Here is a 14,237-nt window from a genome sequence, read left to right as displayed (position 1 = left end):
GGCCGCCGCTGGCTGCCGACCAAACGGAAATCGAGAATCCGCAATCCGCCTCTTGTTAGATTGTCGACAATCTGCTTGTCTAGCTTTCGGTTCCTCTGGAGTGGCCATATGGGCAAGCTGGATTTCAGTCCGATCGCGGATACGACACGCAGGGCCGAGATCGTCGCGCTGCTCCGGCGCGCGATCCTGACCGGCCAGTTGGAACCCGGGCAAAAACTCAACGAACTCAGGATTTCCGAGCAGATGCGGGTGAGCCGCGCGCCACTGCGCGAGGCGATGCGCGAGCTGGTGCAGGAAGGCATCCTGACCAGCATTCCCTACGCCGGAACCTTCGTCATCGACGTCACAGCCAAGGACATCGACGATGCATATTCGCTCAACAAGGTGCTGGATGAGTTTGCCATCGAGCGGACCTGGCCGCTTCGCGACCAGCGCTTTTTCGACGAGCTTGACCGGCGCCATACGGCGGTGAAGCAGGCGACGCGCGAACTGGACACGACGCGGCAGATCGAAACGGCGCTGCAACTGCATGGCCTGATCCATGAATGGGCCGACAATTCGGTGCTGCTGGAAACCTGGCAGCGGCTGACCAGCCGGCTGCAGATGTATTTTGCGCTGCACCAGCGGGCGCGCAACGAGCCGGTGCCTGCCGAAGACGTCCACGAGACCTATGTGCGGCTGCTCATGGGCAGCGACATGCGCGCTGCCCAGCGCCACGCCAAGGAGCATATCGACCTCGATTTCGAAGAGCTGCTCGCCTATGCGCGCGGGCTGGAACAGCGCGGCTCAAAGGGCGCCGGCGCTGATCGCGCCGGCCGGCCTAAAGGCGGCTGAGCCCGACAAGTTGGCGGTCATCCGGAACACAGACAACGGACAGAAAACGTGCAGATCAAAACCATCAAGGCCTACCATGTCGTGCAGCCCTTCGTGGACGGGCCTTACCGCATGTCGAAGGGGCGCGTGGCCGATGCGTTCGACGCAGTGATCGTCGCCATCACCGCCGACAGCGGCCTCACCGGCTGGGGCGAGATGGCGCCGCTCGGCAATTTTTACTCGCCGGCCTTCGCCGCCGGCACGCGCGCCGGCGTCATCGAGATCGCGCCGCATCTCATCGGCCATGACCCACGCGGGCTGACCGGCATCAACAGGCTGATGGACACGGCGTTCAAGGGCCATCCTTACATCAAGTCGGCGCTCGACATGGCATGCTCGGATCTCGCGGCGCGCGCCGCCGACGTGCCGCTGGTAACGCTGCTCGGGGGACGTGAGAGTGAGACGGCCGAACTCTACAAGGTCGTCACCCATGGCACGGTCGACGCAATGGCCGCACTTGCCAAGCGCATCGTCGGGCAAGGGTTTCACCGGCTGCAGGTCAAGGTCGGCGGCAACGTCCATGACGACATCGAACGCGTCACAGCCGTCGCCGCCGCGGTGCCGAAAGGCACTGTCATCTTCTGCGACGCCAATGCCGGCTGGACGCCGTACCAGGCACGCCAGTTCGTGGATGCGACGCGCACCATCGACTACACGTTCGAACAGCCTTGCACCACGATCGACGAATGCATGTCGGTGCGCCGCTCGCTCGACAAGCCGATGGTGCTCGACGAATCCGTCGCCTCGCTGGACGACATGCTCGACATCCACCGCAAGGGCACCGCCGACGGTCTGACGCTCAAGATCTCGCGGCTCGGAGGGGTGACCAAAACGCGCCAGATCCGCGACCTTGCCGTCGATCTCGGCTTCATGATCACCGTCGAGGACACCGGCGGCGCCGAGATCGACACATCGGCCATGGCGCATCTTTCTCTGTCGACGCCGGAAGAGCGCCGGCTGCACGCCATCGCCTTCCACGAATGGGTGACGGTGCGCACCGCGTCCAACATGCCGCCGGTTTCAGGAAGCCGCATGGGCATTCCGGATGGGCCAGGCCTCGGCATCGATGTCGTTCCCGAGCTGCTCGGCGCTCCCTTCTTCGAGGTCGGCAGCTGAGATGAAGATCCGCCGCATCCAGGCGACGCCGATCAACCTGCGGCTCGAAGCGCCCTACGCCTGGGTATTCGGCGAGCTCGACGGGTTCTCGCCGACCATTGTCGAGGTCGAGACCGAGGGCGGCTTGATCGGCCTGGGTGAAGCGCCAACGTCGGCCGCTGCGGCGATCATCAATGACGGTCTTGCGGCACGGCTGACCGGTCGCGACGCCTTCGACATCGCCGGCGCCGAACATGTCTGCCTGCCCTACTGGACCGGCGTGCAAAGCATCAACGACCGCAGCCGCATCATGGCGTTCGGCGCCATCGAGATGGCGTTGTGGGATCTGCGCGGCAAGGCATGGAAGCAGCCGCTCTACCAGCTGCTTGGCGGCGCCGTGCGCAAGGACATCCCTTTCACCGATTATTTCTCGCTGCGCGGCGACGGCCCGAAGGTGAAGGGCGAGAAGACGCCGGAAGCGGTCGCGGATTATTGCGTCGAGCTGCATGAGACCTACGGCACGACCTTCTTCGAAGGCAAGTTCTCGACGCAGGACCGAAAGATATCGCTGACAATGGTCGAGCTGATCCGCCAAAGGCTCGGCGACGATGTGATGATCCGCATCGATTCCAACCAGGCCTATTCGCTGGCGACGGCCCGGCGGTTGGTCCGCCCACTGGAGGAGCTCGGGGTGCGCAACTGGGAAGATCCGGTGGCGACCATCGAGGAGATGCGCGAGTTGCGCCGTCATTGCTCGATCCCGTTCTCGACCCACAATATCGACATTGCGCGCGCCATGGAAATGAAGGTGCCGGACGCCTTCGTCGGCAATCCGACCGTCCATGGCGGCATCGGCCGCATGCTGCGTTTTGTCGGCGCCTGCGAGCACGCCGGCATCGATTTCTGGTGCTACAGCGGCGACAGCGGCATCGGCAGCGCCGCCTATCTGCATCTGTGCGCAGCACTTGGCTGGATCAGGGAGCCGAACCAGTCGCTGTTTCGCATGCTGCCGATGGATGTGGTCGAGGAAGGACCGTTTTCGCCGAGGGACAATGTCGTGCGCGTGCCGGAAGGTCACGGCCTCGGCGTCACGCTATCGCGCGAGAATCTCGCCGCCTGCCATCGCGACTTCGTCGAGAACGGTCCGTGCAACAAATATCACGACCCGGCAAAGCCCGGAACCTATCGCCGCCTGCCGTTGAACTGATGACAGGAACCAACAGGAGATTGATACAAGAGAAGCACCGGATGGACCGGGCAAGACCGCGTGCTACTGTTCCGGACGACAGGTCTCAATGACGGCCCGGACAAGGTGAAAATCCACGGAATTTCGTCAACCACAAAAACACAGGGGAAAAGGGTCAACCCATGAGCAAGAATTATCGCATTCTCGACCTCATCCGGCGCCATCGCTCGCCGCTCGAAAACCATTTGATCGACGGGCTGGTCGACGGCCGGGTCAGCCGCCGCGACTTCATTCGCCACGGCAGCCTGCTCGGCCTGTCGCTGCCGCGTCTCGGCCGCATCGGCGCTGCCGCCGGATTGGGCGCCATGCCGTCGCTGGCTCGTGCGCAAGGCGCGCCGGGCGCCACCATCCGCGTGGCCAGCAGCGTGCCTGCCGCGGCGATCGATCCCGTCACCATCGCCGATGCCGGTGGATTGCTGATCATGCAGCAGGTCGCCGAATTCCTCTGCATCGACGGTCCGGACCTCGTGCTGCAGCCCGCGCTGGCGGAAAGCTGGAAGCCGAACGACACCGGCACTGTGTGGACCTTCAAGCTGCGCAAGGGCGTGAAATTCCACAGCGGCGGCGAGATGAAGGCGGAAGACGTGGTGGCCAGCATCGACCGGCTCGCCGATCCGGCAAACTCGTCCAATGCGCTCTCGGTGTTCAACGGCATCCTGCAGAAGGGTGCGACCAAGAAGGTCGACGACTACACGGTGGAATTCCACCTCGACGCGCCGAACGGCAACTTCCCTTACATGGTGTCGTCCGACAATTACAATGCCGTCATCATCCCGGCGAGCTATGCCGGCGAGTATGAGAAGAGCTTCGACGGCACCGGGCCATTCAAGATCGAGAAATACACGCCGAAGGTCGGCGCTTCCTTCGTCCGCAATGAGGACTACTGGGGGCCGAAGGCGTTGCCGGAGCGCACCGAATTCACCTTCTTCGCCGACATGCAGCCGCAGATCCTGGCGCTGCAGGGCGGCCTGGTCGACATCATCAACCAGCTGCCGGTGCTGGCCGGCGTCGCGTTGCTCACCGATCCGAGCATCGACATCATCAGCCTGAAGTCGGTGGCGCATCAGCAGCTGCATCTGCAATGCGACGCGGACCCGTTCAAGGATCCGCGCGTGCGCCGCGCCATCGCGCTCAGCCTCGACCGCAACAAGCTGGTGGCCGGTCTGATGAAGGGCCGCGCCGTGGCCGGCAACGACAGCCCGTTCGCCGCCGCCTACCCGTCGACCGATCCGAGCGTGCCGCAGCGCCAACAGGATGTCGCGCAGGCCAAGCAGCTGATGGAAGCGGCTGGTGCCGGCAAGGGCTTCAAGGTGACACTGACCACAGAACGCTATCTGGAAATCCCCGAATACGCGCAGCTGATCCAGAACGCGGTCAAGGAGATCGGCATCGAGCTCGAGCTCAACATCCTCGACCAGAGCGCCTATTACGGGGATGCGGTGTTCGGCAAATCGAACTGGCTGGATTCGGTGATGGGCATCACCGACTACGGCCATCGTGGCGTGCCCAACGTCTATCTCGCGGCACCGCTGAAGAGCGACGGCACCTGGAATGCGGCGCACTTCAAGAACAAGGAGTACGACCAGCTCGCGACCAGCTATATCGCGGCGCTCGACCTCGAGGCGCAGAAGGCGTCGGCCGGCAAGATCCAAAGGCTGCTGCTCGAGGAAACCCCGGTCATCTTCGGGTATTTCTACGATTATCTGACGGCTACCGCGAAGGGCGTTGCCGGCGTGCAGCCGACCGCGATGTCGCAACTCTTCCTCAATGGAGCGTCGAAAGCCTGAACGGGAGGGAAAGCCAGGGTCTCTAACAGCCGGCTCCCGGACGGGAGCTGGCTCCACAAGGAGTATTCGCCATTTTCGCCTTCCTTGTCCGGCGTGTCTTCCTGTCGCTCGTCACGCTGTTTCTGCTTAGCATCATGGTGTTTCTAGGCGGCCAGGTGCTGCCCGGAAATGTTGGGCGCGCCATATTGGGACCGTTTGCCGACCAGCGCGCCGTCGAGGCTCTCAATCACACGCTCGGCGTCGACCGTCCCCTGCTCACCCAGTACTGGAGCTGGATCTCGAACTTCGTCCAGGGCGACATGGGCACGTCCTATATTTTCCGCTCGCCGGTGGCGCCGTTCGTCATCGAAGCGCTTGGTCATTCGATGAAGCTGGCGGCGGTCGCCTTCGTGCTGGTCGTGCCGATCGGCATCCTCGGCGGTGTTATTGCGGCGCTTAATCTCAACCGGCCGCTCGACCGCATCATCAGCCTCGGCGGCCTGTCGGTAACGGTCTTGCCTGAATTCGTCACCGGCATCATCCTCATCCTGATTTTCGGGGTGTGGCTGCGCTGGCTGCCGATTTCCGCTGCATGGCCGCGCGATGCCGGCTTCTTCACCCAACTCTATTACCTGATCCTGCCCTCCCTGCCGCTGTTCCTGGTACTGTTTGGCTATATCGCTCGGATGGCCCGCTCCGGCATGATCGAGGCCCTTGATTCCGACTACACCCGAACCGCAGTGCTCAAGGGTCTGCCGTGGCGGACGGTGATCTGGCGGCATGTGCTGCGCAATGCGCTATTGCCGACCATCACCGTGATTGCGACGCAGACCGGCTATCTGATCGGCGGCCTTGTCGTCATCGAAACGCTGTTTCGCTATCAGGGGATCGGTTCGCTGATCTTCACGGCTGCGCGCGGCAAGGATTTTCCGGTGCTGGAGGCCGGCATCCTGACCATCGGCATCGTCTATGCGGTTGCGACGCTTGCCGCCGATTTCCTCTATTCCGTGCTCAATCCGCGCATCCGGCTGGGGGCAGAGCAATGAGCGCTACAGACGGCCAAACCGGCGCGCTGGCGCCCGCTGATGCCAACCCGCGCGGCCCCTGGGCCGAGGTTCTCTTTTCGCTGCTTCGCTCCGGCACGTTTCTCACCGGTCTCGGCATCGTGCTGTTCTGGGTTGCCTGCGCGCTGTTCGGCGAGCATTTTGCGCCCTACGACCCACTCTCCGACGACATCATCAATGCACTGGCACCGCCTTCCGCCGAGCACTGGTTCGGCACCGACCAGATCGGCCGTGATGTGTTTTCGCGCGTCATCGTCGGCTCGCGCGACATCCTCACCGTCGCACCTTTGGCGACCTTGCTGGCGACCGTGGCGGGGACGGCGCTGGGCCTGTTCACCGGCTATTTTCGCGGCATCGTCGACGACGTCATCAGCCGCATCCTAGAGGCCTTCATGGCGATCCCGGTGGTCATCGTCGCGCTGCTCGCCATCGTCGCGCTCGGCACGTCGAAGACGACGGTGATCGTCGTCATCGGCCTCAGCTTTGCACCGATCATCGCGCGCACAGTGCGCTCGGCCGTGCTCGCCGAACGCGAGCTCGACTATGTCGCCGCCGGGCAGCTCAGGCACGAAAGCGCGCTGCACATGATGTTCGTCGAGATATTGCCGAATGTCGTTCCGCCGATTCTCGTCGAAACGACCGTCCGTCTCGGCTATGCGATCTTCGCCGTCGCCACGCTGAGCTTCATGGGCTTCGGCATCCAGCCGCCCTCGCCCGACTGGGGGCTCAGCATCTCCAGCAATTACGGCATGATCGGCGGCGGCTTCTGGTGGACGGTGTTGTTCGACGCGCTCGCCATCGCCTCGCTGGTGATCGGCGTCAATCTTGTCACCGACGGTGTTCAGGGGGCTCTCAATGACTGAGCCCGTCAACGCGCTCGACCTGCACGAGCTGTCAGTCGCCTACCGTGTCGGCGGCCGCAATCGGGCGGTGCTGCGCGATCTCAGCCTCACGATCAGGCAAGGCGAAGCCTACGGGCTGGTCGGCGAATCCGGCTGCGGCAAATCCACGGTGGCGCTTTCCGTCGTGCGCTATTTACCGCGCAACGGCTCGATCACCGGCGGGGCGATCTCGCTCGACGGCAAGGACGTGATGAAGCTCGATGCGGAGGCACTGCGGCGCGCCCGCGCCGAAAGCGTGTCGATGGTCTACCAGGACCCCGGTAAGGCGCTGAACCCGTCGATCCGTATCGGCCGCCAATTGACCGAGGTTTTCGAGCTCGGCGGCATTTCGGGACCGGCAGCCACCGAGCGGGCAACCGCCATGCTGAACCGGGTGCGCATTTCCGACCCGGCCAGCGTCATGCAGCGCTATCCGCACCAGCTGTCCGGTGGCATGCAGCAGCGCGTGGCGATTGCCATGGCGCTCGCCAACGACCCGTCGATGCTGATCCTCGACGAGCCGACGACCAGTCTCGATGCGACGGTCGAAGCCGAAGTGCTCGACCTGATCGCGCAGCTTAGGCAGGAGCTGTCGGCCTCGATCCTGTTCATCAGCCATAACCTCGCGGTCGTCTCCAACATGTGCCACCGGGTCGGCGTCCTCTATGCCGGGATGCTGGTCGAGGAAGGGCCGACGGACCGCGTGTTCAACGATCCGCGCCATCCCTATACGGTGGCGCTGCTGCGCTGCCTGCCGCGCGGTGGCCAGCGCAAGGATCACGGCCGCCTCGACACCATTCCCGGCTTCCTGCCCAGCCTCGGCGCCGCGATCAAAGGCTGCGCGTTCGCCGACCGCTGTGCTCTGGCCACCGACCGTTGCCGCACGGAATTGCCGCCGCTCTACGATCTGGGTGGCAGGCTGTCGCGCTGCCACTATCACGAGCAGGCGCAATCGCTGCCGCGGGCGACACCCAGCGATGCGGTGGTTTCGGTGCCGAAGGCCACATCCGCGCCGGTTCTGCGCGTCGAGCGGTTGAACAAGACCTATGCCAGCCATGGCCATGCGCTCAGGGCGGTCAAGGATGTGTCGGTCAGCCTCAGGCCCGGCGAAACGCTTGGCCTAGTCGGCGAATCCGGCAGCGGCAAGACGACCTTCGCCAGGCTCCTGCTCGGCCTCGTGCCGCCGGATGAAGGCGGCATGATCGAGCTCGAAGGCAAGAGACTGGCGCCGCAGTTAGGCAATCGCACCGCCGAGCAGATCAAGGCGATGCAGATCGTCTTCCAGAACCCGGATTCGGCGCTGAACCGCTCGCATTCGATCCGCCATCTGATCAGCCGGGCGCTGAAAAGGCTCGCCGGGCTCAGCGGCAAGGCGCTGGAGGCGCGCCTGAACGAGCTTGTCCGTTCGGTCCGGCTTACCGATCGCTATCTCGCGGTCAAACCGCGCCAGCTGTCGGGCGGGCTGAAGCAGCGCGTCGCCATCGCCCGCGCCTTCGCCGGCGAACCGCGCATCGTCGTCTGCGACGAACCGACCTCGGCGCTCGACGTGTCGGTGCAGGCGGCAATCCTCAACCTGCTCGCCGACCTGCAGTCGAAGGAGCATGTCAGCTATATCTTCATCTCGCACGACCTTGCGGTGGTCCGCTATCTCTCAGACCAGATCGCCGTGCTCTATCTCGGGCGGATCATGGAGCTGGGGCCGTCCGAGGATGTCTTTGCCGGCCCGCATCACCCCTATACGGAAGCGCTGCTGTCGGCGGTGCCCAAGCTCGACCAGACGGAAACCTCGCGCATCCGCCTCGAAGGCGAAATCCCCAGCGCCACCAATCCGCCGTCGGGCTGTGTTTTCCACACACGCTGCCCCCGCAAGATCGGCGCGATCTGCGAAGAGCGGGAGCCGCCCCTGGCCGAAGCGCGCCCCGGCCACGCGATCCGCTGCCATATCCCTTACGTCGAGCTGAAAACGCTGCAGAAGGCGACGACCGCAGAGACGGAGCCCGCCTGATCGCCGCCATTCAATCCGCCATGCTGAAAGCGCGGCCGTTCTCCGAAAAGCCCTGCTTGCCCGACCAGTCCTTTGCCAGCGCCCGCAGCCCCGACAGCGCGACATCCAGAACATCCGACAGAGAGGGGTTGCTGGGATAGGCGAGATAGATCGGCCGCTGGAAGACCGGCGCACCCTCGATCCGTCTCAGCTCGCCGCGCTCGATATGGCTGCTGACGGCGCTGAGCGGCAGATAGGCGGCCGCCTGCTGCGACAGCACATGCTGCAGCCCGATGAAAACCAGCCCGGCCGATATTGCCGGCTTCACTCCCGCAAAGGCCCGGTCGTGCTCGATGCGGAACTCCAGCCCCCAGTCCATGAGGATGTAGTTCTCGGTCCATGGCCTGGTCTGCGCCGCATGCTGGACAAGCACGACCTGATCGACGGCCAGCGTCTCGTAGATGATGCCGGGATGCGGCCGCGGCAGATAGAGGATGCAGATGTCGAGCAGGCCTTCCGCCAACTGGTCGATCGCCAGATCCGGAAAACTGCCTTCGAGCCGCAGCGCGACATTCGGCCGTCTGGCGCGCATCCAGGCAATCCACGGCGAGGTGATCCGGTCCCACAGATAGGCGGGAGCGGTAAGCCTGAGCAGCGTCTCGTAGCCATCGGGAACGGCGATGTCCTGCCTCGATTGTTCCCAGGTGCGGGTGATCGAGGAGGCATGCGGCAGGAACTGGCGGCCGGCGGGAGTCAGCGTGACGCCGTCGCGGTCGCGAACGAAGAGCCGGCGACCCAATTGCTCCTCAAGCCCTCTTATCCGCGCGCTGACTGTGGACTGGGCGAGGTTGAGCCGGTTGGCCGCGGCGGTGAAGCTGCCATGCTCGGCGACCTCGAGGAAGCTGCGCAGATTTTCAGTGTCCATGATCCGGCCCGTCGCTGCTGCATCGAAAATTTCGATGACCCCTATCAAAAAATATCGCTTCCCGGCTCCAGTCAACAATGACCTAAATGGCCGAGCCTGCGAGAAAGAAGGAATGCAGGCATGCCGAAGCATTTCAAGACGATCGACGCCGCCCGCAGGAAGCTGAGCTCCATCGAAAATTCCGCTGTCGACGAATTGCTGGCCGGCAGGATCGGGCGGCGCGATTTCCTTCGCCATGGCAGCCTGCTCGGCCTGTCGCTGCCGTTGCTAGGCGGCATCGTGGCGGCCGCCGGCCTCGGCGCGCCCAAAGCGCGCGCTGCTGGCACGCCGGGCGGCACCGTCCGCGCAGGTGTTGCCACGCCGGGCGGCGCCATCGATCCCGTCACCTATTACGACAGCGGCAGCTATCAGCTGGTCTTCCAGACCGCCGAGTTCCTCTGCGTCACCGAGCCGGACCTGACCTTGCGGCCGGTGCTGGCGGAAAGCTGGTCGCCTAATGAGGATGGCAGCGTCTGGACCTTCAAACTGCGCAAGGGCGTCAAGTTCCACAATGGCGAGGAGTTTGGGGCGGACGACGTTGTTGCGACCTTCGACCGGCTCGCCGATCCGAGAGGTTCGTCCAACGCGCTGTCGGTGTTCAAGGGGCTGCTGTCGAAGGGCGGCACCCGCAAGGTCGACGATCACACCGTCGCCTTCCACCTCGATACGCCGAACGGCAGCTTTCCCTATTCGGTCTCGATCGACAATTACAACGCCGTCATCCTGCCGGCGAGCTACAAGGACGACTACGAAAAGACCTTCGAGGGAACCGGGCCGTTCCGGCTCGAGACCTACACGCCGAAGGTCGGCGCGACCTTTGTCCGCAATCCCGACTATTGGGGCGAAAAGGCGCTTCCCGACCGGCTCGAATTCAAGTTCTACGGCGACGTGCAACCGCGCATCCTGGCGCTGCAGGCGGGCGAAGTCGACATACTCGACGCCATTCCGCTCGATGTCAGCCAGGTCGTGCTGAACAACCCTGACATGAATGTGCTGCGCGTCGCCTCGACCGCTCACCGCCAGCTGCATATGCGCTGCGACACCGGCCCGTTTACCGAGAGCGCGTACGCCAGGCGCTGGCGCTGTCCATCGACCGCTCCAAGCTGGTGGATGGGCTGTGCCACGGCATGGCGGCGACCGGCAATGACAGCCCGTTCGCGCCAGCCTTTCCGGCAACCGACAAATCGATCCCGCAACCCGCGCAGGACATCGCCAAGGCAAAGCAGCTTCTCGAAGCTGCGGGGCTCGCCAGCGGCTTCGACATCACGCTGACGACGCTGCGCTATTCCGACATTCCCGGCTATGCGCAATTGTTCCAGAATTTCGCCAAGGAGATCGGCATCCGCATCTCGCTCAACATTGAGGATCAGGACAAATACTATGGGAAGGCGGTGTTCGGCCAATCGGACTGGCTGGACAGCCCGCTTGGCATCACCGACTACGCACACCGCAGCGTGCCGAATGTCTTCCTGAAGAGCCCGCTGGTCAGCGACGGGCCGTGGAATGCGGCGCATTTCAAGAATTCTATCTATGACGGCCAGGTCACCAGTTATCTAAAGGCGCTTGATATCGGCGCGCAGCGAACCGCGGCCTCCGACATCCAGAAATTGCTGCTCGACGAGACGCCGGTCATTTTCAGCTATTTTCCCGACCTGCTGGTGCCGGTGCGCAAGAATGTCAGCGGCCTGCCGCCGATCGCCGCCGGGCTGCTGCTCGATCGCGTATCATTGAGCTGACCGTGCGCCAACGCACGGGCGCAAAAAGGAAAGCAACGGGAGGCCACCATTCGCAAGCCCCATCTGCGCGGTCGCGGGCCGCATTTTCCTGTCCTCGACACGATCCTCCAGTATGAATTCGAGCCGGGGTATGTCGCCTTCACCATGCCATCGCCGAAACGGCTGCGCGTCCAGGTCGGATCGATGACCGTTGCCGACAGCATCAACGCGCTGGTGCTCTACGAGTCCGATCATCTGCCGGTGTATTATTTCCCGGTCAGCGATGTGCGCGAGGAGTTTTTGCTGCCGAGCAAGACGACGACCGAGAGCCCTTTCAAGGGGGTCGCCACCCATTACTCGCTCAATACCGGCATCACGCTGGTCGAGGATGCCGCGTGGCGTTATCTCGATCCGGTTAAGGGCTGCCCGCCGATTGCCGACTACATGTCGTTCTACTGGAGCAAGATGGGCCATTGATACGAGGAGGACGAGGAGATCTTCGTCCACGCCCGCGACCCATTCCGCCGGGTCGATTGCCTGCCGTCGTCGCGGCGCGTGCAGGTCATCCTCGACGGCGAGCAGGTTGCGGATTCACGACGCGGCGTGTTCCTGTTCGAAACCGGCCATCCGGTGCGCCATTACCTGCCGATTGCCGACACGCGGCTCGATATGTTTTCGCCGAGCCGCTATATCTCGCGCTGCCCCTATAAGGGCATCTCCAATTATTATCACGTGACGACGAAAGCCAAACGCCACGAGAACCTTGTCTGGTACTATCCGGAGCCGGTCCACGAAGCCGAGCGCATCAAGGGGCTGGTGTGCTTCCACCATGAGCTTGTCGACAAGATCCTGGTCGACGGCATCGAAATCCCGAAAGAAGCCACGGCGGCATCGGACGGCTATTTCTGAGGCTCTCGACCGTCTCTTAGAGCGGGATGCGTTCAAAATTGAACCGTGCATCCCGCTCTATCCATCTGTTTAGCCGCATTTCTGCGACGCCAAGTGATTCCACTTGGCTGCAAAATGCTCTAGCCATCGCTGTATCCAGCGTCGCTGCGGCCGGCCACGCCCTGTGGCTGCATTGGCTTGGCGTGACCACGCAGTTTGTCACCCGTTCGGATCGGCTTCTCGATCTGGGCCGTCGCAACTGCTAGCTGTGGCCAGTTATTCTGCTGCACCGGCAGCTTGCCCAAATCGCGATCGGTTATTCCAGAGCGGGAATGTACCAAATGTTGGTTGAAATATTTTTCATTTGCAAATAGGAATGTTCAAAACGGCGATTTGGACGCTGCGGCGCGTCAGGAACTGGAGGAAGCGACATGTCCCATCCGCAATTTGCAGCGGAACTTCTGCAGCGCGCTGAACAGCAGGGACCGATCACCATCGGGCTTGCCGGCGCCGGACAGATGGGCACCGACATCGTCGTCCAGGTCGCGCTGATGCCCGGCATGCGGATCGGCGCCATTTCCGAGGTCAGGCCGCAGGCGGCGATCGATGCTGCACTTCTTGCCGGCCACGACCGTTCCGACATCGTCCAGGCCGGCAATGCGGCGGCGATCGACCGCGCCATCGAGGCCGGCAAGATCGCGGTGACCGAAGATTTGCATGCGCTGGCGGCGGCCGGCCGCATCGACGTTATCATCGACGCCACGGGCAATCCCAATATTGGCACGCTGTTTGCGCTCGAAGTGATGAAGAACGGCAAGCATATCGTCATGCTCAATGTCGAGGCCGACATCACCATCGGCCGCTTCCTCAAGGAAGAGGCGCGCAAGGCCGGCGTCGTCTATACCGGTGCCGCCGGCGACGAGCCGGCCTGCACGCTGGAGATCATCGGCTTTGCCAAAAGTCTCGGCTTCAACATCATCGCCGCCGGCAAGGGCAAGAACAATCCGCTGAAGATCGACGCCATGCCGGCCGACTACGACAAGGAGGCGGCCGAGCGCAACATGAATGCGCGCATGCTGGTCGAATTCGTCGACGGCTCGAAGACGGCGATCGAGATGGTGGCGATTGCCAATGCCACCGGCCTGGTGCCCGATGTGCCGGGCATGCATGGCCCGACCGCAACGCTGGAGGAGCTCGCCAGCGTGCTCTGCCCGCGCGAGGATGGCGGCGTGCTGCATCGCAAGGGCGTGGTCGATTATTCGATCGGCAAGGGCGTGGCGCCCGGCGTGTTCTGCATCATCGAGACCCGGCATCCGCGCGTGCTGGAGCGCATGATCGACCTCAAGGTCGGCAAGGGTCCCTATTTCACGATCTTCCGGCCCTATCATTTGACCAGCCTGGAAGTGCCGCTGTCGGCGGCGCGCGCCGTGGTCTACAAGCGCGCCGACATGGAGCCGCTCGACCGTCCGGTGGCCGAGGCGGTGGCGGTCGCCAAGAGCGACCTTGGCGTTGGCCAGTCGCTCGGCATGATCGGCGAGAACGACTATCGCGGCTTCGCCATGACCTGGGAGGACGCGCGCACCCGCGGCGCCCTGCCGCTCGGCCTTGCCGAACGCGCCAAGGTGGTCAAGCCGCTCAAGACCGGCGATTTCCTGACCTATGAAAATTGTGTACCCGACGATTCGATGGTGATAACCCAGATCCGCCGTCGTCTCGATCAGTCGGACGGACGGTTCGTTACGAACGCGGCCTGACCCCGCC

Annotated in this window: 9 protein-coding genes and 2 pseudogenes; 10 read left to right on the top strand and 1 reads right to left on the bottom strand. The window is 63.5% G+C overall.

All coding sequences use genetic code 11. The features are described from left to right. Positions 1-108: 108 nt before the first annotated feature. From NKJ08_RS08210 to NKJ08_RS08180, 7 genes are all read left to right on the top strand, one after another. Positions 109-834 carry a GntR family transcriptional regulator gene (locus NKJ08_RS08210; RefSeq protein ID WP_352527703.1) on the top strand — a complete coding sequence of 242 codons (726 nt, stop codon included), beginning with the start codon at positions 109-111 and terminating at the stop codon, positions 832-834. Positions 835-882: 48 nt separating this feature from the next. Beyond that, on the top strand, positions 883-1,989 hold the full coding sequence (locus tag NKJ08_RS08205; protein ID WP_352527705.1) for a mandelate racemase/muconate lactonizing enzyme family protein: 1,107 nt from the start codon (positions 883-885) through the stop codon (positions 1,987-1,989). A gap of 1 nt (position 1,990) precedes the next feature. Continuing rightward, on the top strand, positions 1,991-3,175 hold the full coding sequence (locus tag NKJ08_RS08200) for a mandelate racemase/muconate lactonizing enzyme family protein (protein ID WP_352527707.1): 1,185 nt from the start codon (positions 1,991-1,993) through the stop codon (positions 3,173-3,175). A 161-nt stretch (positions 3,176-3,336) separates the two neighbouring features. Next, the gene (locus NKJ08_RS08195; RefSeq protein ID WP_352781621.1) at positions 3,337-5,001 is read left to right on the top strand and encodes an ABC transporter substrate-binding protein; all 1,665 of its coding nucleotides are present in this window, start codon (positions 3,337-3,339) and stop codon (positions 4,999-5,001) included. 71 nt (positions 5,002-5,072) lie between these two features. Further along, on the top strand, positions 5,073-6,026 hold the full coding sequence (locus NKJ08_RS08190; RefSeq protein ID WP_352781632.1) for an ABC transporter permease: 954 nt from the start codon (positions 5,073-5,075) through the stop codon (positions 6,024-6,026). After that, a complete protein-coding gene (locus NKJ08_RS08185; RefSeq protein ID WP_352776511.1) occupies positions 6,023-6,907 on the top strand; it encodes an ABC transporter permease in 885 nt (294 codons plus the stop codon). The genes NKJ08_RS08190 and NKJ08_RS08185 overlap by 4 nt, the downstream gene beginning before the upstream one ends. Next, positions 6,900-8,930, top strand: a complete 2,031-nt coding sequence (locus NKJ08_RS08180; protein ID WP_352527713.1) for a dipeptide ABC transporter ATP-binding protein — start codon at positions 6,900-6,902, stop codon at positions 8,928-8,930. The genes NKJ08_RS08185 and NKJ08_RS08180 overlap by 8 nt, the downstream gene beginning before the upstream one ends. A gap of 10 nt (positions 8,931-8,940) precedes the next feature. Here the strand turns inward: NKJ08_RS08180 and NKJ08_RS08175 are convergent, their stop codons facing one another. After that, entirely contained in the window at positions 8,941-9,834 is an 894-nt protein-coding gene (locus NKJ08_RS08175) for a LysR family transcriptional regulator (RefSeq protein ID WP_352776510.1), read from the bottom strand. Between the two features lie 120 nt (positions 9,835-9,954). On the opposite strand from NKJ08_RS08175, the pseudogene NKJ08_RS08170 reads away from it, so the two are divergent. From NKJ08_RS08170 to NKJ08_RS08160, 3 genes and pseudogenes are all read left to right on the top strand, one after another. Beyond that, a pseudogene (locus NKJ08_RS08170) lies at positions 9,955-11,609 on the top strand (ABC transporter substrate-binding protein). Between the two features lie 144 nt (positions 11,610-11,753). Beyond that, positions 11,754-12,497 (top strand): annotated as a pseudogene (locus NKJ08_RS08165) (DUF427 domain-containing protein). A 410-nt stretch (positions 12,498-12,907) separates the two neighbouring features. Beyond that, positions 12,908-14,230 (top strand): NAD(P)H-dependent oxidoreductase, encoded by a 1,323-nt coding sequence (locus NKJ08_RS08160; protein ID WP_352527717.1) that lies wholly within the window; start codon positions 12,908-12,910, stop codon positions 14,228-14,230. The last annotated feature ends 7 nt before the right edge of the window (positions 14,231-14,237 follow it).

The organism is Mesorhizobium sp. M0244 (assembly GCF_040321795.1).
Taxonomy (GTDB): domain Bacteria; phylum Pseudomonadota; class Alphaproteobacteria; order Rhizobiales; family Rhizobiaceae; genus Mesorhizobium.
This window is presented reverse-complemented; position numbering and strand designations above follow the sequence as displayed.

What these genes read in the sequence shown, in the direction of transcription:
- NKJ08_RS08210 (WP_352527703.1), top strand. Translation starts at nt 109, where the DNA reads ATGGGCAAGCTGGATTTCAGTCCGATCGCGGATACGACACGCAGGGCC.
- NKJ08_RS08200 (WP_352527707.1), top strand. Translation starts at nt 1,991, where the DNA reads ATGAAGATCCGCCGCATCCAGGCGACGCCGATCAACCTGCGGCTCGAA.
- NKJ08_RS08195 (WP_352781621.1), top strand. Translation starts at nt 3,337, where the DNA reads ATGAGCAAGAATTATCGCATTCTCGACCTCATCCGGCGCCATCGCTCG.
- NKJ08_RS08185 (WP_352776511.1), top strand. Translation starts at nt 6,023, where the DNA reads ATGAGCGCTACAGACGGCCAAACCGGCGCGCTGGCGCCCGCTGATGCC.
- NKJ08_RS08180 (WP_352527713.1), top strand. Translation starts at nt 6,900, where the DNA reads ATGACTGAGCCCGTCAACGCGCTCGACCTGCACGAGCTGTCAGTCGCC.
- NKJ08_RS08175 (WP_352776510.1), bottom strand. Translation starts at nt 9,834, where the DNA reads ATGGACACTGAAAATCTGCGCAGCTTCCTCGAGGTCGCCGAGCATGGC.
- NKJ08_RS08160 (WP_352527717.1), top strand. Translation starts at nt 12,908, where the DNA reads ATGTCCCATCCGCAATTTGCAGCGGAACTTCTGCAGCGCGCTGAACAG.